20 protein-coding genes are annotated in these 26,306 nt (G+C 63.7%); 8 read left to right on the top strand and 12 right to left on the bottom strand.

Features of this window, described 5'->3' with window-relative positions:
• Positions 1-81: 81 nt before the first annotated feature.
• The 7 genes from DBIPINDM_RS13005 to DBIPINDM_RS12975 all read right to left on the bottom strand — a co-directional run bounded on the left by DBIPINDM_RS13005 (position 82) and on the right by DBIPINDM_RS12975 (position 8,872).
• Positions 82-1,635: an alpha/beta fold hydrolase gene (locus DBIPINDM_RS13005; RefSeq protein ID WP_258587632.1), complete on the bottom strand. Its 1,554-nt coding sequence runs from the start codon at positions 1,633-1,635 to the stop codon at positions 82-84.
• A 112-nt stretch (positions 1,636-1,747) separates the two neighbouring features.
• Positions 1,748-2,059, bottom strand: coding sequence for a formate dehydrogenase subunit delta (locus tag DBIPINDM_RS13000; RefSeq protein WP_258587631.1), 312 nt, complete (start codon positions 2,057-2,059; stop codon positions 1,748-1,750).
• Entirely contained in the window at positions 2,049-2,879 is an 831-nt protein-coding gene (fdhD, locus tag DBIPINDM_RS12995; RefSeq protein WP_258587630.1) for a formate dehydrogenase accessory sulfurtransferase FdhD, read from the bottom strand. Before fdhD ends, DBIPINDM_RS13000 begins: the two co-directional genes overlap by 11 nt.
• Positions 2,880-2,881: 2 nt before the next feature.
• Positions 2,882-5,794 carry a formate dehydrogenase subunit alpha gene (gene fdhF / locus DBIPINDM_RS12990; protein WP_258587629.1) on the bottom strand — a complete coding sequence of 971 codons (2,913 nt, stop codon included), beginning with the start codon at positions 5,792-5,794 and terminating at the stop codon, positions 2,882-2,884.
• Between the two features lie 10 nt (positions 5,795-5,804).
• Positions 5,805-7,361 (bottom strand): formate dehydrogenase beta subunit, encoded by a 1,557-nt coding sequence (locus DBIPINDM_RS12985; protein ID WP_258587628.1) that lies wholly within the window; start codon positions 7,359-7,361, stop codon positions 5,805-5,807.
• Entirely contained in the window at positions 7,358-7,837 is a 480-nt protein-coding gene (locus DBIPINDM_RS12980) for a formate dehydrogenase subunit gamma (protein WP_123168802.1), read from the bottom strand. Before DBIPINDM_RS12980 ends, DBIPINDM_RS12985 begins: the two co-directional genes overlap by 4 nt.
• Before the next feature lie 135 nt (positions 7,838-7,972).
• Entirely contained in the window at positions 7,973-8,872 is a 900-nt protein-coding gene (locus DBIPINDM_RS12975; RefSeq protein ID WP_027060889.1) for a LysR family transcriptional regulator, read from the bottom strand.
• 135 nt (positions 8,873-9,007) lie between these two features.
• Here DBIPINDM_RS12975 and DBIPINDM_RS12970 point away from each other — a divergent pair, with 135 nt between their 5' ends.
• Positions 9,008-10,183 carry an Mrp/NBP35 family ATP-binding protein gene (locus DBIPINDM_RS12970; RefSeq protein WP_258587627.1) on the top strand — a complete coding sequence of 392 codons (1,176 nt, stop codon included), beginning with the start codon at positions 9,008-9,010 and terminating at the stop codon, positions 10,181-10,183.
• 100 nt (positions 10,184-10,283) lie between these two features.
• On the opposite strand, the gene DBIPINDM_RS12965 is transcribed toward DBIPINDM_RS12970, so the two are convergent.
• Positions 10,284-10,733 (bottom strand): SRPBCC family protein, encoded by a 450-nt coding sequence (locus DBIPINDM_RS12965; RefSeq protein ID WP_258587626.1) that lies wholly within the window; start codon positions 10,731-10,733, stop codon positions 10,284-10,286.
• Between the two features lie 145 nt (positions 10,734-10,878).
• Between DBIPINDM_RS12965 and DBIPINDM_RS12960 the strand changes: the two genes are divergently transcribed.
• From DBIPINDM_RS12960 to DBIPINDM_RS12945, 4 genes are all read left to right on the top strand, one after another.
• Positions 10,879-12,684 (top strand): IlvD/Edd family dehydratase, encoded by a 1,806-nt coding sequence (locus DBIPINDM_RS12960; RefSeq protein WP_258587625.1) that lies wholly within the window; start codon positions 10,879-10,881, stop codon positions 12,682-12,684.
• Between the two features lie 199 nt (positions 12,685-12,883).
• Positions 12,884-13,702 carry a chromate resistance protein ChrB domain-containing protein gene (locus tag DBIPINDM_RS12955; RefSeq protein WP_258587624.1) on the top strand — a complete coding sequence of 273 codons (819 nt, stop codon included), beginning with the start codon at positions 12,884-12,886 and terminating at the stop codon, positions 13,700-13,702.
• Entirely contained in the window at positions 13,699-15,090 is a 1,392-nt protein-coding gene (gene chrA, locus DBIPINDM_RS12950; protein WP_258587623.1) for a chromate efflux transporter, read from the top strand. Before DBIPINDM_RS12955 ends, chrA begins: the two co-directional genes overlap by 4 nt.
• Before the next feature lie 65 nt (positions 15,091-15,155).
• Positions 15,156-15,554, top strand: coding sequence for a hypothetical protein (locus tag DBIPINDM_RS12945; RefSeq protein ID WP_258587622.1), 399 nt, complete (start codon positions 15,156-15,158; stop codon positions 15,552-15,554).
• 18 nt (positions 15,555-15,572) lie between these two features.
• Here DBIPINDM_RS12945 and DBIPINDM_RS12940 read toward each other — a convergent pair whose 3' ends face one another.
• Together DBIPINDM_RS12940 and DBIPINDM_RS12935 are read right to left on the bottom strand one after the other, a co-directional pair.
• Positions 15,573-17,162, bottom strand: a complete 1,590-nt coding sequence (locus DBIPINDM_RS12940) for a trimethylamine methyltransferase family protein (RefSeq protein WP_258587621.1) — start codon at positions 17,160-17,162, stop codon at positions 15,573-15,575.
• Positions 17,163-17,341: 179 nt separating this feature from the next.
• Positions 17,342-18,835 (bottom strand): PLP-dependent aminotransferase family protein, encoded by a 1,494-nt coding sequence (locus DBIPINDM_RS12935; RefSeq protein ID WP_172220119.1) that lies wholly within the window; start codon positions 18,833-18,835, stop codon positions 17,342-17,344.
• Positions 18,836-19,136: 301 nt separating this feature from the next.
• On the opposite strand from DBIPINDM_RS12935, the gene pgi reads away from it, so the two are divergent.
• Complete coding sequence (gene pgi / locus DBIPINDM_RS12930; RefSeq protein WP_258587620.1) at positions 19,137-20,780, top strand: glucose-6-phosphate isomerase; 1,644 nt, start codon at positions 19,137-19,139, stop codon at positions 20,778-20,780.
• Between the two features lie 5 nt (positions 20,781-20,785).
• Positions 20,786-21,508, top strand: coding sequence for an HAD family hydrolase (locus DBIPINDM_RS12925; protein WP_258587619.1), 723 nt, complete (start codon positions 20,786-20,788; stop codon positions 21,506-21,508).
• Here the strand turns inward: DBIPINDM_RS12925 and DBIPINDM_RS12920 are convergent.
• Together DBIPINDM_RS12920 and DBIPINDM_RS12915 are read right to left on the bottom strand one after the other, a co-directional pair.
• Positions 21,505-22,143: a class I SAM-dependent methyltransferase gene (locus DBIPINDM_RS12920; RefSeq protein WP_258587618.1), complete on the bottom strand. Its 639-nt coding sequence runs from the start codon at positions 22,141-22,143 to the stop codon at positions 21,505-21,507. The genes DBIPINDM_RS12925 and DBIPINDM_RS12920 overlap by 4 nt on opposite strands.
• Before the next feature lie 92 nt (positions 22,144-22,235).
• A complete protein-coding gene (locus DBIPINDM_RS12915; protein ID WP_318036936.1) occupies positions 22,236-24,239 on the bottom strand; it encodes a long-chain fatty acid--CoA ligase in 2,004 nt (667 codons plus the stop codon).
• Between the two features lie 466 nt (positions 24,240-24,705).
• Here DBIPINDM_RS12915 and DBIPINDM_RS12910 point away from each other — a divergent pair, with 466 nt between their 5' ends.
• Complete coding sequence (locus tag DBIPINDM_RS12910; protein WP_258587617.1) at positions 24,706-26,304, top strand: ABC transporter substrate-binding protein; 1,599 nt, start codon at positions 24,706-24,708, stop codon at positions 26,302-26,304.
• The last annotated feature ends 2 nt before the right edge of the window (positions 26,305-26,306 follow it).

Raw genomic sequence — 26,306 nt, 5'->3', positions numbered from 1 at the left:
GGCGATATCCGGCTGGCCTGCATGGGGGAATTGATAGCGCTTACATCGGCGTGCCCGCTTCGCCCGAAAGCGCCATGGCGCTCATGGCCCGTCCGGGCCAGTGTGCCTGGCGGAGAATGCCGCAGCTGCTGCTCGCGATGGCAGGTCGAGCTTGAGCAGTATGTTGGCGACGTGGCGCTTGACCGTGTGCTCGCTCAGCCTGAGATCGGCGGCGATCGCGGCATTGCTCTTGCCGTCGGCGATCAAATTCACCACCGCGCTCTCGCGCACCGTCAGGCAGGCCGGCTCGGTTGCCCTGGCCTTGGGGCGGCAAGCCGGTTCCAGATGCTGTTCGGACATCGCCAGGACAAGCGCCAGCGGCTCGTCGAGCTCGTCGATGCCGATGCGGCCGGCGTCGGTGAAATGAAGCCCCGAGCCGGCCGCGAGGTCAGCGACCAGCCGCGACGCCAATATGTCGCCGCGCCCGGCATGCGTGGCGAGGTGCATCGTCACGCGGCCTGTCAATCCGCTTGGCGGCCCGCGCAATTCGATCTCGCCGACATGCGCCCCCTGTGCGCTCGCCACGCCGATTTGCTGCGCCGCCTCGCGCAGCGCCGCCGCGCAACGCAAGGCACGCCCCGGCCCATCGAAGCGTGAAATCATCATTTCGCCATGCATGTCGACGCAGCGCCCGCCATGGCGCCCGACGAGTGTTCGCCATGTCTCCTGGAAACGCTGGCTGCGTTCGCTCCACATCCGGTCGCCAAGCCGCGCCGTATCGTAGATGCGCGTCACCAGAAGTGCGGCCAGAACGCGTTCGGCTTCGGCCACGGCGCATTCGCCGGTCAGGAATTCCTCGATCAGGTCGGCCACCCGGTCGACATCGCCGGTCCAGATCGGATGGTCGCGCCCCGGGATTTCGACCAGCCGCGCATTCGGGATCTTCCTGGCCAGGAAGCGGCTGGCGTCGGGATCGACCCGGGCATCGTTGCGGCGATGGATCAGCAGCGTCGGCGCGCTGATCGCCGCCAGCACGCCGCGCACATCGATTTCCGCGTTCATCCGCGCCAGTGCCGCCGCCGCTGTCGGGCTCGCCGACAGGCGCTCGAAGCGTGCCCACCAGGTTGAAAACCGGGTGTCATCGACCCGACCCGGTGCGAAATTGGGCAAGGTGGCGCCGGTGCCCCAGGCCGTTTCGGCCGTTGCGATGAACGCATCGAGGCGTTCGGGCGGCATCACCCATTTGTGGAAATGCGCATAGCCGCCATAGAGCGCCAGCGCCCGCGTCCGCTCCGGATAGGTGGCGGCGAACAGCATTGCCATCGGCGCGCCTTCGGAAGCGCCGAGCAGTGCCGCCCGGCCGCTGCCGGCCGCATCCATCACCGCACGCACATCGTCCATGCGGGTCTCGAGGCTGGGCAAGTGATGGGCATCGACACGATCGGAAAGACCCGTGCCGCGCTTGTCGAACAGGATCAGCCGTGAGAATGCCGACAGCCGCCTCAAGAGTCTGGTATAGCCCTCGTCCTCCCAATGCAGGTCGAGATTGGAAATGAAGCCCGGGACGAAGACGAGATCAAGCGACCCCTGGCCGACCACCTGATAGGCAATCCGCACCTCGCCACTGAGGGCATATCGGGTCTCGATCGGCCTCACGAGTTCTTCCGCCCGGCCTGACGATTTCTGATCGTCGACCATAGCAGAGCCGCACCGGTTGCGGCAGCTCAAACTTTAGCGAAAGGAAATATAAGCCTACGAGGCCCCGCGGCTACTTTTGCGACGCGGCGGCGTCGGCCGGGGAGGGCGTGAGCCCGAGCTTGATATCGGCCTCGGCCGGCGTGATCGGCCGCTTGATCCTGGCCGAGGCCACGACGACGAGTTCGTCAAAACCTTCGCCGCCGCTGTCCAGCATCTCGAAGAACTGCCGCCGCATCCTGGGTTCCCAGAACTTGTTGATGTGCTCGGCGACGCCGGCAACACCTTCCTCGCGCGGCCTGGAGTGGAAGAAGGCCGCGATCTGGTTGGCCATGCGCACCAGCTTCTCCCTGGTGCTGGTGATGTGATCTTCGTCATGCGACATGCTGGGCAACTCCCAAGACCACCCGGTCGGGGTGGGTGAAAACATCAAAATCATCGCCGCGCACCAGCGCCACCAGTGTCATGCCGGCCTCATCAGCCGTACGGATGGCAAGCGCTGTCGGTGCCGAGACGGCAATGATGAAGGCGGAACCGATCGCCGCCGTCTTCTGCACCATCTCGACCGACACGCGCGACGTCACCACGACAGCGCCCGATGCGCCGTCGATGCCGGCCTTGGCCAGCGCGCCGGCCAGCTTGTCCAGCGCATTGTGGCGGCCGACATCCTCGCGCGCCATGACCACGCCCTTGCCGGGGATATAGAAGCCGGCGGCATGCACGGCTCCGGTTTCCGCGTGCAGCGGCTGCACCTTCGACAACAGCTTGACGGAGCGGACGATGTCGTCGGCACCAAGCGTAAGTTTTGACGCACCAACCGCATCGACAGAGCGCATCGCTTCCTCGATGGATTCGATGCCGCAGAGCCCGCAACCGACCGGCCCGGCCAGCCTGCGCCGCCGCGCCTCGAAGCGTGTATTGGCCTGGTCCTTCAGCCGGATTTGGATGTCGATGCCTGCACCATGATCCTCGACGTCGATCGCCTCGATCTCTTCGGAAGAAGCAATGATGCCTTCGGTCAGCGAGAAGCCGAGCGCGAAATCCTCGAAGTCGGCCGGGCTCGCCATCATCACCGCATGCGTGGTTCCGGCGAAGGAGAACGCCACCGGCGTCTCCTCCGGCACCATGCGGTTAGCAACAGCCGTACCGCTGGCGCGGTGCGCCAGCCGCGATGTCTCGGTCGTTGCTTTGCGGCGCGCGGCCAAGACTACTCCGCTGCCTGCAGCGAGGCGATACGGCGGCTGTTCCTGGCCTGCTCGTCGTACTCGCGCTGCCAGTCCGACGGGCCATTGGAGGCGCCGACCTGCACCGCCGTCACCTTGTACTCCGGACAGTTGGTCGCCCAGTCCGAGAAGTCGGTGGTGATGACGTTGGCCTGCGTGTCCGGATGGTGGAAGGTCGTGTAGACCACGCCCGGCGACACCCGGTCGGTGATCAGCGCCCGCAGCGTCGTCTCGCCGGAGCGGCTGGTCAGCCGCACCCAGTCGCCATCGCGTAGGCCGCGATTCTCGGCATCGTGCGGATGGATCTCCAGCCGGTCTTCCGAGTGCCACATGACGTTGTCGGTGCGCCGTGTCTGCGCGCCGACATTGTACTGGCTGAGGATACGGCCGGTGGTCAAAAGCAGCGGGAAGCGCGGCCCGGTCCTCTCGTCGGTTGCCACATATTCGGTGCGGATGAACTTGCCCTTGCCGCGCACGAAACTGTCAATATGCATGATCGGCGTGCCGAGCGGGGCCTTCTCGTTGCAGGGCCACTGCACGGATCCGACCCGGTCGAGCAGCTCGAAGGAGACATTGGCGAAGCTCGGCGTCGTCTTGGCGATCTCGTCCATGATCTCGGAGGGATGCTGATAGTTCCAATCGAGTCCGATCGCTCGGGCAAGCTCTTGCGTCGCTTGCCAGTCGGCATAGCGCGCCTTCGGTTCCAGCACCTTGCGCACCATGTTGATGCGGCGCTCGGCATTGGTGAAGGTGCCGTCCTTTTCCAGGAAGGTCGAACCCGGCAGGAAGACATGCGCGTAGTTCGCCGTTTCGTTGAGGAAGAGATCGTGCACGACGACGCATTCCATGGCGGCGAGACCGCCGGCGACATGCTTGGTGTCGGGATCGGACTGCAGGATGTCCTCGCCCTGGATGTAGATGCCTTTGAAGGAGCCGTCGACGGCGGCATCGAGCATGTTGGGGATGCGCAAGCCGGGTTCGTCGTCCAGCTTCACGCCCCAAAGGCTCTCATAGATGTCACGCACGGCTTCGCCGGAGATGTGGCGATAGCCGGGCAGTTCGTGCGGGAAGGAGCCCATGTCGCACGAGCCCTGCACGTTGTTCTGGCCGCGCAGCGGATTCACGCCGACGCCCGGGCGGCCGATATTGCCCGTGGCCATGGCGAGGTTGGCAATCGCCATCACCGTCGTCGAACCCTGGCTGTGTTCCGTCACGCCAAGGCCGTAGTAGATCGCGCCATTGCCGCCCTTGGCGTAGAGCCGCGCAGCACCCCGGATCAGCTCCGGGTCGACGCCGGAAAGCTTGCCGACGGTCTCGGGGCGGTTTTCCGGCAAAGCGACGAAGGAGGCCCAGTCCTGGAACTCCGTCCAGTCGCAGCGTTCGCGGATGAAGGCTTCGTCGAAAAGCCCTTCTGTGACGATGACATGCGCCAGCGACGTCAACACCGCCACGTTGGTGCCAGGCTTCAGCGGCAGGTGATAGTCGGCCTCGATATGCGCCGATTTGACCATCTCGGTGCGGCGCGGATCGAGGACGATCAGCTTGGCGCCCTGGCGCAGCCGCTTCTTCAGCCGCGAGGCGAACACCGGATGGGCGGAAACCGGATTGGCGCCGATGACGACGGCGACGTCGGTGAATTCGACCGAGTCGAAATCCTGCGTGCCGGCCGACGTGCCATAGGTCTGGCCGAGCCCATAGCCGGTCGGCGAGTGGCAGACGCGGGCGCAGGTGTCGACATTGTTGTTGCGGAAACCCTGCCGCACCAGCTTCTGGACGAGATAGGTCTCCTCGTTCGTGCAGCGCGAGGAGGTGATGCCGCCGATCGAGGTGCGGCCGTACTGATACTGGATCCGGCGGAATTCCTTGGCCGTGTGGGCGATCGCCTCTTCCCAGCTCACCTCGCGCCACGGGTCGCTGATCTTCTCGCGGATCATCGGCGACAGGATGCGGTCCTTGTGGGTGGCGTAGCCATAGGCGAAACGGCCCTTGACGCAGGAGTGGCCGTGGTTCGCCTTGCCGTCCTTGTAGGGCATCATGCGAATGACTTCGTCATCCTTCACCTCGGCCTTGAACGAGCAGCCGACACCGCAATAGGCGCAGGTGGTGACGGCCGAGCGTTCCGGCATGCCCTTTTCGAGCACCGTCTTCTCGCGCAGCGCATCGGTCGGGCAGGCCTGCACGCAGGCGCCGCAGGACACGCATTCGGAAGCGATGAAATCCTCATGCATGCCGGCGACCATGCGCGATTCGAAACCGCGGCCCTCGATGGTCAGCGCGAAGGTGCCCTGCACCTCCTCGCACGCCCGCACGCAGCGCGAGCAGACGATGCACTGCGCCGGATCATAGGTGAAATAGGGATTGGATTCGTCGCGGGCGATGTAGTCGACCGCCAGCGAGCCATGGCCGGGCGCCACGCCATCTTCCTGCTTGACGTGGTTGCGGCCCTCCACACCGTAGCGGTTCTCGGTGAGGCCCACCGACTTCGCCACCGTGTCGAATTCGCTGGCGCCGGTGCCGGCCTTCTCGTTCCAGCCGGTCGGATGGTCAGAGACGTAAAGCTCCATGACGCCGCGGCGGATAGCGTCGAGCCGGTCGGACTGCGTGCGCACCACCATGCCTTCGCCCACTGGTGTCGTGCAGGACGCCGGCGTGCCGCCACGGCCTTCGATCTCGACCAGGCAGACGCGGCAGGAGCCGAACGAATCCAGCATGTCGGTGGCGCAGAGTTTCGGGATCTCGACCCCGCCTTCCATCGCCGCGCGCATGATCGAGGTGCGTTCCGGCACCGTGATGTTGCGGCCGTCGACGCTCAGCGTGACTTGCTTTTGCGCCCGCGACTCCGGGGTTCCGTAGTCGATCTCTTCGACCAGCGATGGGAAGTCGGCCTTGATGTTCATCTGCCAGCTCCTATTCAGCAGCGACGCGCGCCGGCGCGGGCCTGAAATCCTCGGGGAAATGCGTGATCGAACTCATCACCGGGTAGGGCGTGAAGCCGCCCAGCGCGCACAGCGATCCAAACTTCATCGTGTTGCAGAGGTCGGTGACCAGAGCGAGGTTCTTTTCCGGCTCGATGCCGGCGGCAAGCCTGTCGATGGTCTCGATGCCGCGCGTCGAGCCGATACGGCAGGGCGTGCACTTGCCGCAGCTTTCGATGGCGCAGAATTCCATGGCGAAGCGCGCCTGCTTCAGCATGTCGGCCGTGTCGTCGAACAACGTAATGCCGGCATGGCCGATCAGTCCATCGCGCTTGGCGAATTCTTCGTAGTCGAACGGCGTATCGAACAAAGCGCGCGGGAAGTAGGCGCCGAGCGGCCCGCCGACCTGCACCGCCTTGACTGGCCGACCCGTGGCAGTACCACCGCCAATGTCATCGACGATTTCGCCCAGGGTCAGGCCGAAAGCGGTTTCGAACAGGCCGCCATTCCTGACATTGCCGGCGATCTGGATCGGGATGGTGCCGCGCGAGCGGCCCATGCCGAAATCCTTGTAGAAGGCGGCACCCTTGTCCATGATGATGGGTACAGAGGCTAGGCTGATGACGTTGTTGATCACCGTCGGCTTGCCGAACAGGCCCTGGATGGCCGGCAGCGGCGGCTTGGCGCGCACCACACCGCGCTTGCCTTCCAGGCTGTTCAACAGCGAGGTTTCCTCGCCGCAGACATAGGCGCCAGCGCCGACGCGGATTTCCATGTCGAAGGCATTGGGCGAACCCAGCACATTGACGCCGAGCACGCCGGCCTTGCGGGCGATCTCGACGGCCTTGTTCATTGTTGCCACCGCATGCGGATATTCCGAGCGGATATAGACGAAGCCCTTGGTCGCGCCGGTCGCGACACCGGCGATCGCCATGCCTTCGATCAACACGAAGGGGTCGCCTTCCATGATCATGCGGTCGGCGAAGGTGGCGCTGTCGCCTTCGTCGGCGTTGCAGACGATGTATTTGCGGTCGGACGTCGTATCCAGCACCGTCTTCCACTTGATGCCGGTCGGGAAGCCGGCGCCGCCACGGCCGCGCAGGCCCGACTCGGTGACCTGCTTGACGATATCGGCCGGCGCCATCGCGACCGCGTTCTGCAAGCCCTTCAGCCCGCCGAGCGACTTGTAGGCGTCGAGCGACAGCGGATCGTTGATGCCGCAGCGGGCGAAGGTCAGCCGGGTCTGTTTGGCTAGGAACGGGATATTGTCGGGCGCGCCGAGCCAGCGCTTGTGGTGGCCACCTGTGAGGAAACCGCTGTCGAACAGGCTCTTGACGTCGGACGGCTTGACCGGCCCGTAGGCGACACGGCCCTTGGCGGTTGCCACCTCGACCATCGGCTCGAGGAAATAGGCGCCGCGCGAACCGTTGCGCACGATTTTGGCCTCGATGCCGCGCTCGGCGAGTTCCGCGCGAACAGCCTTGGCGACCTTTTCGGCACCGAGCGCCAGCGCGCCGGAATCGCCGGGAATGTAGATGCGGGGAATCATGAGCGCACCTCGGCGAGGATCTCGTCGATCTTGTCGTCATCGAGCCGCCCGATCACCTCGCCGTCGAGCATCGCCGACGGCGAACAGGCGCAAAGCCCGAGGCAATAGACCGGCTCGAGTGTAACCGATCCGTCGCGGGTGGTCTCGTGGAAACCGATGCCCAACAACTGCTTGATCTTGGCGGCAACGGCGTCCGAGCCCATCGACTGGCAGGCCTCCGCCTGGCAGAGCTTGAGCACATGTCGCCCGGCCGGCCGGGCACGGAAATCATGATAGAAGGTGACGACGCCGTGCACCTCGGCCCTGGAGAGGTTCAGCCCGTCGGCGATAACCGGCAGCGCTGCCTGTGGCACATGGCCGAATTCTTCCTGGATCTCGTGCAGGATCGGCAGCAACGGGCCTTCGAGGCCCTTCAGCTCTTGGATAATCGCCGCCGTGCGCGATGCGATCTCGGTACTTGCAGGCTGCATCGTCATGCAGCGCCCTCCCTGGTCGGTAGCGTTCTAGCGCTAAGTCGTTACAAAAACAGAGGAAACCCGCGAAATCAATAAAGCTGATCCGTCGCTTGATAGAAATCTTCTATCAAGAGCGTTCAGCCCCCAGTCTCTACCCTAGCGATGGCTACGGAAATCGTCTGCCAGCGCCATTGCCTCGTCCAGCAGCGCCTGCACCAGCGGCGTGTGCGGCTCACGCGGCGTGGCCACCAGGCCGACCGTGTGGCTGGCATCGGGCTCGACGATCGGAATGGCTCGGATCGGCTCCGAAAAGCCGAACGTTTCCGCGAGGTTGAGCGGCATGATCGACGACCATTTGCCGGTGCGGATATGCGAGAACAGCACGATCATCGAGTTGGATTCGAGCGTCGGCCGCACCTGCACGCCGGCCTCGGCCAGATGCTGGTCGATGATGCGGCGGTTCTGCATGTCAGGCGTCAGCAGGCAGAGCGGCAACTGGCTGATCTCGGCCCATGTCACTTTGTCGCGGTCGGAATAGGGGTTTCCGACCGCCGTGATCAGCTGATAGCGCTCGTCATAGAGCGGCACGCTGGTTACCCGTCCAAGCGGTTCGTTGTCGAGGTAGGTGATGCCGGCATCGATGTCGAAATTGCCGAGCAGCGACAAGACCTCGATCGAGGTGCGCGACAGCACCGAGAAGGTGACGCCCGGATGCTTTTCGCGAAACGGCGTCGTCAGCCGCGCCACCATGGCAAGTGCGGTCGGGATGGCGGCAATGCGGATGCGGCCGGAAAGACCATGGCGCGCCGCGCGCATCTCCTCGCGCATGGTCCTGGTATCGCCGACGATGCGCCGCGCCCACACCAGCACCTGCTTGCCCTCCGGCGTCAGCCCCTGGAACCGCGACCCGCGATTGACCAGCATGACGCCGAGCTGGCCCTCCAGCTGCTTGATGCCGGCCGACAGGGTCGGCTGGGTGACGCCACACGCCTCGGCCGCCCGGCCGAAATGCTCCTCCTTGGCCAGCGCGATGAAGAATTCGAGTTTGTCGATCATGCCGGTCTATCGATCATAGTTGCGAGGCTGCCACAGCTGTAGGCGCCTGTCAGCATCAAAGCGATCACTTGGTTCTGCGCGGGAACTGCATTATCTCAGGCCAGCCGCCATGCCACCGTCTGAGGAAATGCCGTCATGTCCGTCACCAAGGAAATCGTCACCGAGCGTCTGAAGACGGTCAACGGGCCGGACTTCACCGGCAACATCGTCGACCTCGGCATGGTTTCCGAGATTTTCATCGCCGATTCCAAAGTGTTCTTCTCGATCACTGTTCCTGCGGCACGCGCGCAGGAGATGGAACCGTTGCGCGCCGCCGCCGAGCGTGTCGTCAAGGCGATCCCCGGTGTTGCCGGCGCGGTTGTCGCGCTGACGGCGGAAAAGAAGGGCGGCGGCATGGAGGCGCCGGTGCCAGTGCGCCCCGCACCCAGGCCGGCACCGCCGGCTCCCCCCGCCGCCTCGCGCGCTGCTCCGCATGCCCCTGCATCGCACAGCCAGGGCAAGCGCGGCGTGCCCGGCATCGAGGCGATCATCGCGGTTGCTTCCGGCAAGGGCGGCGTCGGCAAGTCGACCACCGCCGTCAACATCGCGCTTGGCCTTGCCGCCAATGGTTTGCGGGTCGGTGTGCTTGACGCCGACATCTACGGCCCGTCCATGCCGAAGCTGCTCAACATCCATGGCCGGCCGCAGACGGTTGACGGCAAAATCCTGAAACCGATGGAGAATTACGGCCTCAAGGTGATGTCGATGGGCTTCCTCGTCGATGAGGAGACGCCGATGATCTGGCGCGGCCCGATGGTGATGTCGGCGCTGACGCAGATGCTGCGCGAGGTCGAATGGGGTCGACTCGACGTGCTCGTCGTCGACATGCCGCCCGGCACCGGCGACGCCCAGTTGACGATGGCGCAGCAGGTGCCGCTCGCCGGCGCCGTCATCGTCTCGACGCCGCAGGACCTGGCGCTGATCGATGCCCGCAAGGGCCTCAATATGTTCAAGAAGGTCGACGTGCCGCTACTCGGCATTGTCGAGAACATGAGCTATTTCATCGCGCCGGACACCGGCAAACGCTATGATATTTTCGGCCATGGCGGCGCGCGCCGCGAGGCCGAGCGCCTCGGGGTTACTTTCCTTGGCGAAGTGCCGCTGGAAATGGGCATCCGCGAAAGCTCGGATGCCGGTGAGCCGGTTGTTGTCTCGAAGCCCGACAGCGCCACGGCGAAAACCTATCGCGACATCGCCGCCAAGGTCTGGGACAGGGTCAATGAGGAACGCGGCGCGGCCGAAGCGGCGGTGCCGAGCATCGTCTTCGAGTGACGTCTTATTTGTTTTTGACGCAATTCCCAAGGGAAAGCGCTACGCGCTTTTCCCGGGAAAACCGTTTCACACTTTTCCTGGAATTGCTCTACCGGGACGGTCAGCCGCCGACCTTCTCGCCGAAGCTTGAAAAGAACTGCCCGGCCAGTTTTTTCGAAGTCGACTCGATCAGCCGGCTGCCGAGTTGGGCGATCTTGCCGCCGACCTCGGCCTTGGCCGCATATTTCAACACAGTGGCATCCGACCCATCCTCGGTCAGCGTCACGTCGGCGCCGCCCTTGGCAAAGCCGGCAATGCCGCCCTTGCCTTCGCCCTGGATGGTGTAGGAATGCGGCGGCTTCAGGTTCTTCAGCGTCACTTCGCCGTTGAAGGTCGCCTTGATCGGCCCGATCTTCACCACCACCGTCGCGGCCATCTCGGTCGGTGACTTCATTTCCAGGCTCTGGCAGCCGGGAATGGTTGCCTTCAAAACCTCGGGATCGTTCAGCGCTTCCCAGACTTTTTGCAGGGGTGCGGCAATGCGCTCCTCGCCTTCGATCACCAAAGCCATGAAAACCTCCCGGAAAGACTGATCGAAGCCGTAACGCACGGCCGGATGCGTGTCTATCGCACCAAAGTCCGGTTGCGACCGCGCGCCCTCTTGCCTGCTCTCGCGCGTTGCCATATCGATTTGTCTTACAAATACGGAGACCACGATGGCAGGCGCCCCCACCAGAAAAAAGAAATTTCGCTCGCAGGAGTGGTTCGACAATCCCGACAATCCGGGCATGACGGCGCTTTATCTGGAGCGCTATCTGAACTACGGGCTGACGCGCGCCGAACTGATGTCGGGCAAGCCGCTGATCGGCATCGCCCAGACCGGCTCGGATCTGTCGCCTTGCAACCGGCACCACATCGAGCTCGCCAAGCGCGTGCGCGAGGGCATCGTCTCGATGGGCGGCATCCCCTTCGAATTCCCCTGCCATCCGATCCAGGAGACCGGCAAGCGCCCGACCGCCGCACTTGACCGCAACCTTGCCTATCTCAGCCTGGTCGAGGTGCTCTATGGCTATCCGCTCGACGGCGTCGTGCTGACCATCGGTTGCGACAAGACGACGCCGGCGCTGCTGATGGCGGCGGCCACCGTCAACATTCCGGCCATCGCGCTGTCGGTCGGCCCGATGCTCAATGGCTGGCACAAGGGCAAGCGCACCGGCTCCGGCACCATCGTCTGGGAATCGCGCCAGCGCCTGTCGGCCGGCGAGATCGACTATGACGAGTTCATGGACATCGTCGCCTCTTCGGCGCCCTCCACCGGCTACTGCAACACCATGGGCACCGCCACCACGATGAATTCGCTGGCCGAGGCGCTCGGCATGCAGCTGCCCGGTTCGGCCGCCATCCCGGCACCCTACCGCGAGCGCGGCCAGATCGCCTACGAAACCGGCAAGCGCATCGTCGACATGGTGCATGAGGATCTGAAGCCCTCCGACATCATGACGCGCAAGGCCTTCGAGAACGCCATCGTCGTCAATTCGGCGATCGGCGGCTCGACCAACGCGCCGATCCATCTCAACGCCATTGCCCGCCATCTCGGCGTGCCGCTCGACAATGACGACTGGCAGGCGATCGGCCTCAAGGTGCCGCTGATCGTCAATCTGCAGCCGTCGGGCGAATATCTTGGCGAAGATTACCATCATGCCGGCGGCGTACCCGCCGTGGTTGCCGAACTGATGAAGGCGGGACTGCTGCCTTATCCCGAAGCCATGACCGTCAATGGCAAGTCGATCGGCGACAATTGCAAGGGGGTCGCCAACGAGAATACCGATGTCATCCGCACCGTTGCCGAGCCGCTGAAGGCCAATGCCGGCTTCATCAATTTCAAGGGCAATCTGTTCGATTCGGCGATCATGAAGATGAGCGGCATCTCGCCGGAATTCCGCGAGCGCTATCTGTCCAACCCGAAGGACCCGGAAGCTTTCGAAGGCAACGCCATGGTCTTCGATGGCCCCGAGGATTACCACGCCCGCATCGACGATCCGGCGCAAGGTATCGACGAGCACACCATCCTGTTCATGCGCGGCGCTGGCCCGGTCGGCTATCCCGGCGGTGCCGAGGTCGTCAACATGCAGCCGCCGGCCTACCTCATCAAGAAGGGCATCCACGCGCTGGCCTGCATCGGCGATGGACGCCAGTCGGGCACGTCGGGCTCGCCGTCGATCCTCAACGCCTCGCCGGAAGCCGCCATCGGCGGTGGCCTGGCGCTGCTCAAGACCGGCGACCGCGTGCGCATCGACTTACGCAAAGGCACCGCCGACATCCTCGTCACCGATGACGAGATCACCCGGCGGCGCGCCGAACTGCAGAACAATGGCGGCTATCACTATCCCAAGCACCAGACGCCATGGCAGGAAATCCAGCGCGGCATGGTCGACCAGTTCGACCAGGGAATGGTGCTGAAGCCGGCGGTGAAATACCAGGATGTCGCTCACACCAGCGGCGTTCCCAGGGACAATCACTGATTGCTCCGGGGACAGCACCTGTTCGCAAGTTCTTACATTAACGACAAACGGCGGCTTGATCCGGATCAAGCCGCCGTTTGTCATCCTTGACAAGCGCCCCCAACATATCCACGATCATGGCAAGGGGTGTATCGCGACGACCCCGTGAGGCGTCAGCCCAACGTTCGCGTCCAGGCTTCTCTATCAGGAGGTGGACGCCATGCCGTCAACAACCGCTATCACCGTATCGCAACTGTCCCGTCTGGTCGGTCTGCCGGGTGCGCCTGCAATCGTCGATGTTCGCATCGATGAGGATTTCGACGCCGATCCGCGCCTGCTGCCGGCCGCGAGCCGGCGCGATTTCAAAACCGTTTCGACCTGGGCGCCCGATTTTGCCGGCAAGCCGGTGGTGGTCGTCTGCCAGAAAGGCCGGAAACTCTCGCAAGGTGTAGCCGCATGGCTGCGGCACGAAGGGATTCCCGCCGAAACCCTCGAAGGCGGCTTCGAAGCCTGGCGCGACGCAAATGGGCTTCTGGTCCGCACCGAAAAGTTACCTCCGTGTGATGAAAAGGGCCGCACCGTGTGGGTGACGCGGACCCGACCGAAGGTCGATCGCATCGCTTGCCCCTGGCTGATCCGGCGTTTCGTCGATCCTCGCGCGGTCTTCCTGTTTGTCGAGACAGCCGAAGTGCCTGCTGTGGCCGACCGCTTTCAGGCCGTGCCTTTCGACATCGACAATGTGTTCTGGAGCCATCGTGGCGAGCGCTGCACCTTCGACACGATGATCGAGGAATTCGGGCTGGAATCGGAGGCGCTCGATCGCCTTGCCGTGATCGTGCGCGCGGCCGACACGGCAAATCTCGACCTGGTACCCCAGGCCGCCGGCTTTCTGGCTGCCTCGCTTGGCCTGTCGCGGATGTTTCGCGACGATCTGGAGCAACTGGAAGCAGGCATGTTGCTCTACGATGCGTTCTTCCGCTGGTGTCGCGACGCTACCGAGGAAACACACAACTGGCCCAGCGCAAGTAAACCGTCATGAGCGCTGTTGTGCCTGCACATAGGTCGGGGAACGTCGAGGCGCCGGCTGCGCCGACCTTTGCCGAAGCCGTGAAGGTCTGGGCGAAGATAGGACTGCTCAGCTTCGGCGGGCCGGCCGGGCAGATCGCCTTGATGCACAGGGAATTGGTCGAGGAGCGGCGCTGGATCGGCGAACAGCGTTTCCTGCATGCGCTGAACTATTGCATGCTGCTGCCCGGCCCGGAAGCCCAGCAACTCGCTATCTATATCGGCTGGCTGCTGCATAGGACGATCGGCGGCCTTGTCGCCGGCATCCTGTTCGTCGTGCCCGGCGCGCTCGTCATGCTGATCTTGAGCAGCCTCTATATGCTCTATGGCGACATGCCGCTCGTCGAGGCGCTTTTCCTCGGGGTGAAGGCGGCGGTGCTTGCCATCGTCATCGAGGCGGTGATCCGCATCGGACGGCGTGCTCTGAAGAACCCAGCCATGGTGTTGATCGCGGTTGCGGCCTTCATCGCCATCTATGCGTTGAATGTGCCGTTTCCGCTCATCATCCTGCTCGCGGGCCTGACAGGATGGCTGGGGGACCGTATGGTTCCCGGCCTGTTTTCAGGCTCCGCGCATGGCAAGGCCGATGTCGTCGACATCAAGGGAGCAGTCGACCTGATGTTCGAGCGCGGCGAGCTGACCCATGTCAAACCGGCCAGATGGCATGCGCCGCGCACTGTCGCGATCTGGCTGCCGATCTGGCTCGGACCGGTTCTCGTGGTCTGGTGGTTCACCGGCTCTGCCAGTGTATGGACCGAGATAGGCCGGTTCTTCAGTCTGATGGCGGTCGTCACCTTCGGCGGCGCCTACGCGGTGCTGGCCTATGTCGCGCAGGCGGCCGTCCAGTCCTTCGGCTGGTTGGCCCCCGGTGAAATGGTCGATGGTCTCGGGCTTGCAGAGACCACGCCTGGTCCGCTCATCCTGGTGTTGCAGTTTGTCGGCTTCATCGCCGCGTTTCGCCACTCCGGGTCACTGAACCCGTTGCTGGCCGGATCGCTTGGTGCGCTGTTGACCTTGTGGGTGACGTTCACGCCGTGCTTCTTCTGGATATTCCTCGGCGCGCCCTATATCGAGGCCCTGCGCGGCAACAGGGCCTTGTCGGCGGCGCTCGGCGCGATCACCGCCGCTGTCGTCGGCGTCATCATGAATCTCGCTCTGTGGTTTGCCTTGCACGTCGTTTTTCGTGAGGTGCACGCAATGAGCCTCGGCATGAATGTGCCGGTGCTCTCGTCGATCGACTGGCGTGCGGCACTGCTTTCCTGTGCCGCGATGATCGCCATCCTGAAGCTGAAGATCGGCATGCTGCCGACGCTTGCCGGGTCGGCTCTGGCTGGGGTCTTGCTGTTGTCGGCGAGTGGCTAGGGTTCCGCTGCCTTTGTATTCCGCTTGCCGACCACTTAAGTGGTTGAAAAACGGATTGGAACATCATGGCGCAACGACGCTCTTCCCTCGGCTTTCTCGGCATGTTCGGCCGCTCGGGTGATCTGAGGCAGCTCGATACCGCATTGCGCGGCGCCGACCTGCATCCCGCCCTTGTGCCGGAGGGGGTAAAACTCACCATTGTCAATCTGATGAAGGATCACTGGCCCGACGAGCCGCCCAGCCAGGCCTATCCGGACGTGGCGCGGCTGTTCAGCTATTGCATTGCCGGACCGGAAACCTTCGAACGATCGCATGGCTTGCAGCATCGGCAGGACGTGGAGCGCCGGATCGAGGCCGCGGTCGAGGCCGGCGACAGTTTCGATGCGCAAATCGTGCTGATGGCGCTGCACGCCAAGCTGATCAATGCCGAGGTCGTCGAGCGTTTCGGGTTGGCCGCCGAATAACTTGTTCCGACGAGCGCCTCAGCCGCCCATATTGGCGCGCGGCAGTTTGATCATGTCGCCGAAGCGGGCGCGCAATTTGTCGTCGAGCAGTTTTGGCACATGGCGCGGAAAACGCTCGGCAAGCACGCGCTTCTTCTCGATGATCGCGCGCTGCAATATGTCGGGCCGGCCCTTCTCGTTCCATTCCTTCGGCGAAAACCGGTCGCCAACGGCCGGGTAGAAGTATTCGGTCTGCATCAGCCGCAAAGTCTGCTCGTTGCCGAGATAGTGGCCAGGCCCACGGAGGCAGACATCGGCGATGGTGTCGATCGACAGCGCTTCGTCGGTCACCTCGATGCCGCGCACGCAGCGCAGGCAGTGGCCGAGCATGTCATTGTCGATAATCAAGCTTTCCAGGCAGAAGCCGAGCAGCGAGGCATGCATGCCGGCCGATTCATAGACGAGGTTGAGCCCGGCAAGGCCGGCCATCACGTCGGTGATGCCTTTTTCGTAGCCGGACTGGATGTCGGGCAGTTTCGAATCCGTCATGCCGGCGGCCGAACCGCCTGGCAGGTCGTAGAATTGCGCCATCTGCGCGCAGGCAGCGGTCAGCACCGCCTGCTCGGCCGAGCCGCCCGACATGGCGCCGGTCCTGAGATCCGACACGAACGGCCAGGTGCCGAAGATCGCCGGATGTCCCGGCTTGATGGCATTGACATAGACCAGACCGGCCAGCACCTCGGCCACGGCCTGCACCACAGCGCCGGCAATCGCCGCCGGAGCGGTCGCGCCGGCCTGGCCGGCCGACAAAAGCAGGATCGGGATGCCGCCCTCGACACAGGCCTCGAGCACGCCGCAGGCGTCCTCGGCGAATTTCATCGGCGGCACGACGAAGCAGTTCGAGTTCGACACGAACGGCCGGGCGCGGAAATTCTCCTCGCCGCCGGCGATGGCATAGAGCATTTCCAGCGCCGGCTGCACGTTCTCGCGCACCGTGAACGAGGTGCCGACATGCTTGGACGTGCCCATCACGCAGGCGTAGAGCGTGTTGAAGTCCATTTCGAGCGGATCGGGGATGTCGCGCGGCACCATCGGCCGCTGGAAGAAATGGATGTTGTCGAGCCCCTCGACGATGCGGGCCGCGTCATAGATGTCCTGCAGCAGCGATTCGCGGTATTCGCGCTTCTCGACGTCGACCAGATGGACCGCGGCACCCGCCGTGCCGTAATGCACGCGCTTGCCCTGGATCAACATGTCGTGTTTCGAGTCCTGGCCGTGCAGGGTGAAATTGCGTGCCGCCTTCCTGATCGTATCGAGCACCAGTGCGCGCGGGAAACGGATGCGGCCGTCATCGCCATAGGTGGCGCCGGCCTTGGCCAGCGCCTCGATGCAGGAGGGGATGGCATTGGCGAAGCCGACGGTCTCCAGGAGCGTCAGCACCGCCTCGTGGATGCGTTCCTGATCGTTGCGCTTCAGCGGTCCGTAACTGCCGCCCTCGAGGCCGGCGCGCACCGGCTTGATGTCGTCGGCCAAGGGCGCTGCCCGCATGGCGCGACGCGCTTCGCGTCCACCGGAGCGGCGCGAGCGCTGATCCGCCGCCGCTTCCTGCTTTTCAAGAACCACTGACATGGAGACACTCCACCTTTTCTCGGAAACAGGGCGGCGGTTGGTCCACCATCGGCTGCTTCTTCCCCTTTGTGCCACGACTATGCCGCCGGCATTGGCACAGCCTATGGGCCAGCCTGTTCGGTTGCATGTGCCAGAGCTAAAGGAGCCGGAGCCACCGCTGGTGGCTCCGGTGAAAGGGATCAGGCGGCGGCGGGCCTGCGTCCGGCAGCCGTGGCCAGTTCGCGGATGCCGGGCTCGATGTGCTGCAGTGCGATCGAGGAAATGCCCAACCGCATGAAACGCGAAGGCTTTTCGGTGCGGTCGAAGAAGCGGTCTCCCGGCTCGATGATCACGCTGCGCGAGGCGGCGGCCTCGGCCAAGCCGCGGGAATCGGTGCCGCGTGGTCCCTCGAGCCAGAGCGATGTGCCGCCGGCAGAATCGGTCGAGCGCCATTCCGGCAGGAAAGCCGAAATCGCATGGACCAGACGCTTGCGCCGCTCGTCGAAGGCGCTCGACAGACGCCGCACCAGTGCCTCGTGATGGCCTAGCGACAGGAACAATGCAACGGCGCGCTGGTTGTTGGCCGGCGGATGGCGCAACATGAAACGGCGCAGTGCCCTGAGCTCGGAGATTAGTCCAGCAGAGGCCACGATGTAGCCAAGCCGCAGGCCGGGAGCCAGCGTCTTCGACATCGAGCCGACATAGACGACACGGCCGGAGCGATCGAGGCTCTTCAGCGCCTGCTGCGGCGCCTCGTCGAGAAGCTGGCTGTCATAGCCGTCCTCGATGATGATCTGGTTGTGCCGGTTGGCGCGCGCCAGAAGATCCTGCCGCCGCTCCGCCGACAACGGCACCATGGTCGGGCAATGATGGCTGGGCGTGACGAAGACGAAGCCGGAATCATTGGGGATAGAAGAGGTTACGATGCCGGACTGGTCGACCGGCACCGGCTGGATCTCGGCGCCCGCAAGCCGGAAAATGCTGCGTGCATCGGGATAACCGGGATCTTCCATCGCCACCTTCGAGCCCTTGGTCATCAGCAGCGTCGCCAGCATGTAGAGCGCGTTCTGGGCGCCAAGCGTGACGATGATCTCGTCGGGATTGGCGAAGATGCCGCGCCGCGGCAACAGCCGCGCCTGGATCTGCTCGATCAAGAGCGGATCGTCGCGGTCGACCATGTCGGACGCCCAGTTGCGGATCTCGAGCACGGCCAGCGCCATGCGGTTGCACTCGCGCCACTCGGCGGTCGGGAACAGCGCCGGGTCGAACTGGCCGTAGACGAAGGGGTAGGACGACTTGATCCAGTTCTCATGCTTGGCCGGCGGCGGCATGTCGCTGGCGGCGATCTGCCGGCGTGCCTTCCAGTCGATCTCGTTGGCCTGGTCGGGCGCCTTCTGGTGCGGCTTGGCCGGTGTCGCCAGCACGTCGGGATTGACGAAATGGCCACGCCGCTCGCGCGCCACCAGGAAACCCTGGTCGACGAGTTGCTGGAAGGCCAGCACCACCGTGCCGCGCGCCACGCCGAGTTTTTCGGCCAGGATCCGGCAGGAGGGAAGTGGCATCGAAGCGGCGATCTGGCGGTCGAGAATGGCGGCCACGATGGCTTGGCGGATCTGCGCCTGCAGGGTCTGGCCGGATTCAGCCGAAATCCGGAACAGGCCGGACCATATCGCCGTGTCGTTTCTCTGTGGCATGGAAGATGTTCCTCGATGGCCAGCTTTTTTCGCTTGGCTGGACCAGTCGAATGTAACGGTGGCACAAGGGGTTGCGCCAATCAATTTTTCTGATCTTTGGGATTTATGCCAGTGATCCTTCCAGCCGAAATCGGGCTCAGCAGCCTCTTGGAGCGACACATTGTGTCATCACTTCGTGACGCGCTGCGTCACCGCCGCGTATTGACCGCACGGAATTCGGCTCAATAGGTTTGTCGCGACGACACGCGCCGGAAACATCCGGTCTGATAGAGTGCGTCGAAAAAGCCAGGAGTCCCCGCCAGTGGATAAGTCAGCCTTCCAGAAACAGCTTGCCGCCTTGCGCGACCATCGCGCCGCGGCACCTGCCAGCATGCGCCAGGCCTTCGCCGACGATCCGCAGCGGTTCCAGACGTTCTCCGCCACCGACGGCGACCTGTTGCTCGACTGGTCGAAATGCGCCGTCGACGCGACCACCATGGACTTGCTGCAAAAGCTGGCTGGCGCCGCCGATCTCGAGGGCCGACGCGCCGCCATGTTCGCCGGCAAGAAGATCAACATCACCGAGGACCGCGCCGTGCTGCACACGGCGCTGCGCAACCTCAGCGGCAAGGGTGTCACGGTCGATGGCCAGGACGTCAAGGCGGATGTCATTTCCGTGCTCGACGCGATGGGCGCCTTTGCCGATGCGATCCGCTCCGGCAAGGCGCTAGGTGCCACCGGCAAGAAGATCACCGACATCGTCAACATCGGCATTGGCGGCTCCGACCTCGGCCCGGCCATGGCGACGCTGGCGCTCGCCCCCTATCATGACGGGCCGCGCGCGCACTATGTCTCCAACATCGACGGCGCCCATATCCACGACACGCTGAAGGGCCTGTCACCCGAAACCACGCTGTTCATCATCGCCTCCAAGACCTTCACCACGGTCGAGACGATGACCAATGCGCAGACGGCGCGCGACTGGGTGCAGAAGGCACTTGGCAAGCAAGCGGTCGGCAAGCATTTCGCCGCTGTCTCGACCGCGCTCGACCTGGTGGCCAAGTTCGGCATCGAGCCGGATCGCGTCTTCGGCTTTTGGGACTGGGTCGGCGGCCGCTATTCGGTCTGGGGCGCGATCGGCCTGCCGGTCATGATCGCCGTCGGCCCAAGGAATTTTCGCGCCTTCCTCGATGGCGCGCACGAAATGGACGAGCATTTCCGCACCGCACCGCTCGCCAAGAATCTGCCGGCGCTGCTCGGGCTGGTCGGCTGGTGGCATCGCGTGATCTGCGGCTACCCGGCCCGCGCGGTCATCCCCTATGACCAGCGCCTGTCCCGATTGCCGGCCTATCTGCAGCAGCTCGATATGGAATCGAACGGCAAGGGCGTCACTCTTGACGGTACACCCGTGACGACGCCGACCGGGCCGCTGGTCTGGGGCGAGCCGGGCACCAATGGCCAGCACGCCTTCTTCCAGCTCCTGCACCAGGGCACCGACTTGATCCCGGTCGAATTCCTGGCAGCGGCCGTCGGCCATGAGCCGGAGCTCAAGCACCAGCATGACCTGCTGCTCGCCAATTGCCTGGCGCAATCGGAAGCTCTGATGAAGGGCCGCACGCTGGACGAGGCGCGCGCGCAGATGCTGGCCAAGGGCATGAAGCCGGTCGATGTCGACAAAATAGCGCCGCATCGTGTCTTCTCCGGCAACCGGCCTTCGGTGACCATCCTCTATCGCAAGCTCGACCCGCGCACCTTCGGCCGGCTGATCGCGCTCTACGAGCACCGCGTCTTCGTCGAGGGCACGCTGTTCAACATCAATTCCTTCGACCAGTGGGGCGTCGAGTTGGGCAAGGAACTGGCGACGGGCCTGCTGCCTGTCGTGGAAGGCAAGGAAAGCGCCGCAAATCGGGACGCCTCGACCAGGGGCCTTGTGGAACGCATTCACCAATTGCGTGGTTCGGAGTGAAAAGTTTGGCAGACATCAAGGGTATATTGTTCGACAAGGACGGCACACTTGTCGACTTCAACGCGACCTGGCTCGGCGTCGCCGACTTCATGGCCATGGATGCCGCCGAGGGCGATCGCTGGAAGGCCGACAGGCTGCTCGCGGCCGCCGGCTTCGATTTCGCCAACCGCCGCTTCAAGCCCGATTCGATCTTTGCCTCGGGCACCAACATGGACGTCGTCGAACTGTGGTTCCCGCGTCTGTCCGACGAAGACCAGATGCTGGCCGTCGCCCGCTTCAACGAGATCACCTCGGTGCAGGGCTCGACGATGGCGGTGGCACTGCCGGGCATCGCCGACACTCTGGCAACGCTGCACAAAAGATCTTACCGGCTTGGCGTCGCCACCAATGATTCGACCAGCGGTGCGGAAAAAACCTTGGTCACGTTGGGCGTCGCCCAACTGTTCGACGCCGCCTATGGTTACGACGCTGTGGCCAATCCCAAGCCCGCGCCCGACACCATCCAGGCCTTCTGCGACCTTACCGGGCTGAAGCCGTCGGAGATCGCCATGGTCGGTGACAACCGCCACGATCTCGAAATGGCGCGCGCCGGTGGCTGTGGTCTGGCGGTGGGCGTGCTCTCCGGCACCGGCACGCGCGAATCGCTGGCCGAGATCGCCGACGTCATCCTGGATTCGGTTGCCGACCTGCCCGATTTCCTCTCGGCGCGGGTCAGGGAGACAGTCTAACTGCCAGGTTCGGTCTCGAAGCGAAAGACGCCGCTCGGCCTTGGGGTTGCGTCTTTCGCGTCGCCGAAATCCGGCACCGTGTATTCGGCTAGCAGGTGCAACCGCGACCGCGGCAGATGGGCCCGGCCCGGATCGCCGACCAGCACGTCAATGCCGGCGGCGAGGCATCGATCGAGAAAAGGCATGGCGCGGTCGGCGACGTCCTGGCCGTAGAAGACATCACCGGCAAGCACGAGATCGACCGCCGGTGGCAGGCCTATGGTGATATCCTTGTCGACAATGGTGATGGCGACACCGTTCGCCGCGGCATTGAGGCCGATCGCGGCGACGCCGTTGCGGTCGATTTCGGCGGCAATCACCTCACGCGCGCCGGCCTTCGCGGCGGCGATGCCGACAATGCCCGACCCTGCTCCGAGGTCGAGTACGCGGCGGCCGGCCACCGTCATCGGATGGTCGAGGATATAGCGCGCCAGCACGGCACCGCCGGCCCAGGCATAGGCCCAGTAGGGCGGCTGTGGTTCCGGCGTGCCCCCGCTGGCATCGTCTTCAGGGTCGACGAGGCGCCTCAACCCGCTGCCCGGGTGAGCGGTGTAAAACCGGATTTCGGGAAGCGCCGGCACCGGGACAAGGCGCATGTTAGCCTTGATGAATTCCGTGGGGTCGAGGCGCAGACGACGGCCGGGCAAAACGTTGCCCGGCGCCTCGTCGCGGACAGTACCGTTACCCACTAGGCGCGCAGCGCCCGCCGCAGGATCTTGCCGACCGGCGTCTTCGGCAATTCGGTCCTGAACTCGATATATTTGGGCCGTTTGTAGCCGGTCAGGTTCTCGCGGCAAAAAGCGGTGATGGCTTCAGCGGTCAGGGCTGGATCCTTCTTGACGATGAACAGCTTCGGCACTTCGCCGGAATGCTCGTCCGGCACGCCGATCGCCGCCACTTCGAGCACGCCGGGATGCATGGCCACGACCTCCTCGAGTTCCGTCGGATAGACGTTGAAGCCGGAGACCAGGATCATGTCCTTCTTGCGGTCGACGATCTTGGTGTAGCCGCGATCGTCCATGAAGCCCATGTCGCCCGACTTGAAGAAGCCGTCCTTGGTCATCACCTTGGCGGTCTCATCAGGCCGGTTCCAGTAGCCGGCCATCACCTGCGGTCCCCGGATGCAGATCTCGCCGACCTCGCCCAGCGGCACGTTGTTGCCGTCATCGTCGCGGATGGCGATTTCAGTCGAGGGCAGCGGCAGGCCGATCGTGCCGGTGAAGTCACCCGACGTGAACTTGTTGGCGGTCGCCACCGGCGAGGTCTCCGACAGGCCGTAGCCTTCCGAGACAGGGCAGCCGGTCAGCGCCTTCCAGCGCTCGGCGACGCCCTTCTGCACCGCCATGCCGCCGCCCAGCGTCAGGATCAGCGGCTTGAAGTCGAGCTTGCGGAAATCCTCATTGTTGAGCAGCGCGTTGAACAGCGTGTTGAGGCCCGGGAAGATATGGACCGGATATTTGCCGAGTTCCTTGACGAAGCCTGGAATGTCGCGCGGGTTGGGAATGAGGATGTTCTGGGCGCCTTGCTGCATGCCCATCAGCGCGTTCACCGTCAGCGCGAAGATATGGTAGAGCGGCAGCGCGCAGACGAAGTTGAGATGCGCGGGCTTCGGCTTGATCGTGTAGGCATCTTCGACCCACAGCGAATTCTGCGCGACATTGGCCAGCACATTGCTGTGCAACAGCGTGGCACCCTTCGAAATCCCCGTGGTGCCGCCGGTATATTGCAGGAAGGCGACATCATTGGCGGCCACCGTGGCCGGCTTGAAATTCATGCCGCTGCCGGCCTTCAGGGCGGCGTTGAACTTGACATGGCCGGGCAATGACCAGGCCGGCACCATCTTCTTGACGCGCCGCACGACCAGATTGACGATCGTGCCTTTCAGCCCGCCGAGCATGTCGCCCATGGCGGCGACGACGACATGCTTGACCAAGGTCCTGGCGACCACGGCCTGCAACGTGTTGGCGAAGTTTTCGAGGATGACGATGGCCTGCGCCCCGGAATCCTTGAGCTGATGTTCCAGCTCGCGCGGCGTGTAGAGCGGGTTGATGTTCACCACCGTGTAGCCAGCGCGGGCCACCGCCATCATCGCCACCGGATACTGCAGCACATTCGGCATCATCAGCGCGACGCGTGCACCCTTCTGCAGTCCCGTCGATTGCAGATAGGCGCCGAATGCTGCCGACAGCCGCTCGAGCTCCGCATAGGTGATCGACTTGCCCATGCAGGTGAAAGCCGGCTGGCCGGCAAACTGCTTGCAGGCGCCGACAAGGAAATCGCCGATGGAGCTGTAGGGAAGGGGGCCGATCTCGGCCGGCATGTTCTTGGGATAACTTTTCAGCCATGGTTTTTCCGGCAGGCCGGCGGCGAGCTCGGTGAGCGCCTTTGGCAGCCGCTGGCTTGCGGTCGGCGCCGGTGTCGATGCCGCCTTCGCTGGCGGCGCGGCCTTCGTCGTCCCGGTCTTGTTCGCCCCAGCCTTCGTGGGAGAAGCCTTTGCCGGGGTGGCTTTCACCGGCTTCGCAGCGGCCTTGGCTGTGGCCACTGCCTTTGCCGCAGGTGCCGTCTTGGCAGGCTTTGCGTCTGTCTTGGCGGTCGCGGCCTTGGCAGCAGTTTTATCTTGCCCGTCGGCGGCGGCTGGTTTCGAGACTGCCTTGGCCGACGCTTTTACCGGCGCCTTCGATGCTTTTGCCACCCGTTCCTCCCTAGCAATTCTTGTTCGCCCGTTTGGTCGCCTGTGCCGCGCCCGCCTCCAGATGTCAGAGACGTCCTCCGCTGCCGCCAGCATATCCATCTATGTATTGCCTCTATCGGCGGCGGTGCAAGTCTTGCCCCTGCGGCAAGGCGCCGAAAGATTTGCCGTCGAAAATCTTCCCCGTCGGCAACACTTGGAACCGGCATCTTTCCACATCGACGATCGGATGAAGGCGGACGCGGCATCGATGTCGCCAGATGCCAGATCAATAAAAAAATGCGGTCGTTAATAATCTCGTGAATGGAAAAAACTGCTAATTTTTTCTGCCGTTTAGCAAAATCGCGGATTTTTTTCCTGCTTCCCGCGGGGTAAGCAAACGGGGTGTTTCAAAGCCGGAAAAACGGTGCTTATATGCGCGCTTCGCGAGCCTGATAGAGGGGCTTGGAAGAACATCAGGGAGTGCTCAATGAAAAAGAAACTCGCTTTTGCGGCCGCGTTGCTGGCTGCAAGCGTCCTGAGCGGCATGGCCAATGCGAAGACGCTGGTCTATTGCTCGGAAGCGTCGCCGGCCAATTTTGATCCGGGTACGACCACCGGCGGCAACGATTTCGATGCCTCGTCGCGCACCGTCTATTCGCGTCTGGTCGAATTCAAGCATGGCGGCACCGAGGTCGAGCCCGGCCTCGCCGACAAGTGGGAAATCTCGGACGACGGCCTGGTCTATACTTTCCACCTGCATCCGGGCGTGAAGTTCCAGACCACCGACTATTTCAAGCCGACGCGTGACCTCAACGCCGACGACGTCGTCTTCTCCTTCGACCGCCAGTTCAACAAGGCGAACCCCTGGAACGGCGACAAGTATCTGCCCAACCTGACTTGGGACTACTACACCGGCATGGACATGCCGAAATACGTCGCCAAATGGGAAAAGGTCGATGACCTGACCGTCAAGCTGACGCTGACCGAGCCGAACGCGCCGATGCTGGCCAATCTCGGCATGGACTTCGCCTCGATCGTCTCGAAGGAATATGCCGACCAGCTGGCGAAGGACGGCAAGATGGCCGATTTCTCGACCAAGCCGATCGGCACCGGTCCGTTCCAGTTTGTCGACTACCAGCTGGATTCGGTCATCCGCTACGCGGCCCACCCGGACTATTTCAAGGGCAAGGAGAAGATCGACGATCTCGTCTTCGCCATCACGCCTGACGCGACCGCGCGCATCCAGAAGGTGCTTGCCGGCGAGTGCGATATCGCTCCCTATCCGAATCCTGCCGACATCGGCACGATCAAGGCCAACAACGACGTGACCCTGATGGATCAGGCCGGCCTGAACATCGGCTATATGAGCTACAACACCACCATCCCGCCGCTCGACAAGCCTGAGGTGCGCCATGCGCTCAACCAGGCGATCGATCGGGAAGCGCTGATCAAGTCGCTGTTCCAGGATGCCGGCGCCACGCCTGCCGAAAACCTGATCCCGCCGACCATGTGGTCGTGGAACAAGGATGTGAAGGCCGACGCCTATAATCCGGATGCGGCCAAGAAGGTGCTTGAGGCTGCCGGGCTTAAGGAAATCCAGCTCTGGGCTTCCGATCGCGTTCGTCCCTATAACCCGAACTTCCAGCGCGCCGCCGAACTGATCCAGGCCGACTGGGCCAAGGTCGGCGTCAAGGCCGAGATCGTCAACTACGAGTGGACCAAGTATCGCTCGGAGGGCAAGAAGAAGGACCGTCCCGGCGCGTTCCAGATTGGCTGGACCGGCGACAATGGCGATCCGGACAACTTCTTCGCCACCCTGTTTGCCTGCTCCGCCATCGGCGTCTCGAACTACTCCAGCTGGTGCGACAAGGACTTCGAAGACCTGATACAGAAGGCCAAGAAGACCAGCGACCAGGCCGAGCGCACCAAGCTCTATGGAGAGGCGCAGGTCGTCTTCCAGAAGCAGGCTCCGGCCTTCCTGCTGGCGCATAGCCAAGTCTACGCAGTCGTGCGCAAGAATGTCAGCGGTTTCATGATGGACCCGCTCGGCATTCACCGCTTCGACGGCGTCGACAAAGCCGAATAAGA

Origin of the sequence: Mesorhizobium sp. AR02 (genome assembly GCF_024746835.1) — a bacterium.
In the GTDB taxonomy this organism is placed as follows: Bacteria; Pseudomonadota; Alphaproteobacteria; order Rhizobiales; family Rhizobiaceae; genus Mesorhizobium.
This window is presented reverse-complemented; position numbering and strand designations above follow the sequence as displayed.

Bases quoted from the DNA above. Each gene is read 5' to 3' on its own strand.
- DBIPINDM_RS13000 (WP_258587631.1), bottom strand. From the start codon at position 2,059: ATGTCGCATGACGAAGATCACATCACCAGCACCAGGGAGAAGCTGGTG.
- fdhF (WP_258587629.1), bottom strand. From the start codon at position 5,794: ATGAACATCAAGGCCGACTTCCCATCGCTGGTCGAAGAGATCGACTAC.
- DBIPINDM_RS12985 (WP_258587628.1), bottom strand. From the start codon at position 7,361: ATGATTCCCCGCATCTACATTCCCGGCGATTCCGGCGCGCTGGCGCTC.
- DBIPINDM_RS12980 (WP_123168802.1), bottom strand. From the start codon at position 7,837: ATGACGATGCAGCCTGCAAGTACCGAGATCGCATCGCGCACGGCGGCG.
- DBIPINDM_RS12975 (WP_027060889.1), bottom strand. From the start codon at position 8,872: ATGATCGACAAACTCGAATTCTTCATCGCGCTGGCCAAGGAGGAGCAT.
- DBIPINDM_RS12970 (WP_258587627.1), top strand. From the start codon at position 9,008: ATGTCCGTCACCAAGGAAATCGTCACCGAGCGTCTGAAGACGGTCAAC.
- DBIPINDM_RS12965 (WP_258587626.1), bottom strand. From the start codon at position 10,733: ATGGCTTTGGTGATCGAAGGCGAGGAGCGCATTGCCGCACCCCTGCAA.
- DBIPINDM_RS12960 (WP_258587625.1), top strand. From the start codon at position 10,879: ATGGCAGGCGCCCCCACCAGAAAAAAGAAATTTCGCTCGCAGGAGTGG.
- DBIPINDM_RS12955 (WP_258587624.1), top strand. From the start codon at position 12,884: ATGCCGTCAACAACCGCTATCACCGTATCGCAACTGTCCCGTCTGGTC.
- chrA (WP_258587623.1), top strand. From the start codon at position 13,699: ATGAGCGCTGTTGTGCCTGCACATAGGTCGGGGAACGTCGAGGCGCCG.
- DBIPINDM_RS12945 (WP_258587622.1), top strand. From the start codon at position 15,156: ATGGCGCAACGACGCTCTTCCCTCGGCTTTCTCGGCATGTTCGGCCGC.
- DBIPINDM_RS12940 (WP_258587621.1), bottom strand. From the start codon at position 17,162: ATGTCAGTGGTTCTTGAAAAGCAGGAAGCGGCGGCGGATCAGCGCTCG.
- DBIPINDM_RS12935 (WP_172220119.1), bottom strand. From the start codon at position 18,835: ATGCCACAGAGAAACGACACGGCGATATGGTCCGGCCTGTTCCGGATT.
- DBIPINDM_RS12920 (WP_258587618.1), bottom strand. From the start codon at position 22,143: ATGCGCCTTGTCCCGGTGCCGGCGCTTCCCGAAATCCGGTTTTACACC.
- DBIPINDM_RS12910 (WP_258587617.1), top strand. From the start codon at position 24,706: ATGAAAAAGAAACTCGCTTTTGCGGCCGCGTTGCTGGCTGCAAGCGTC.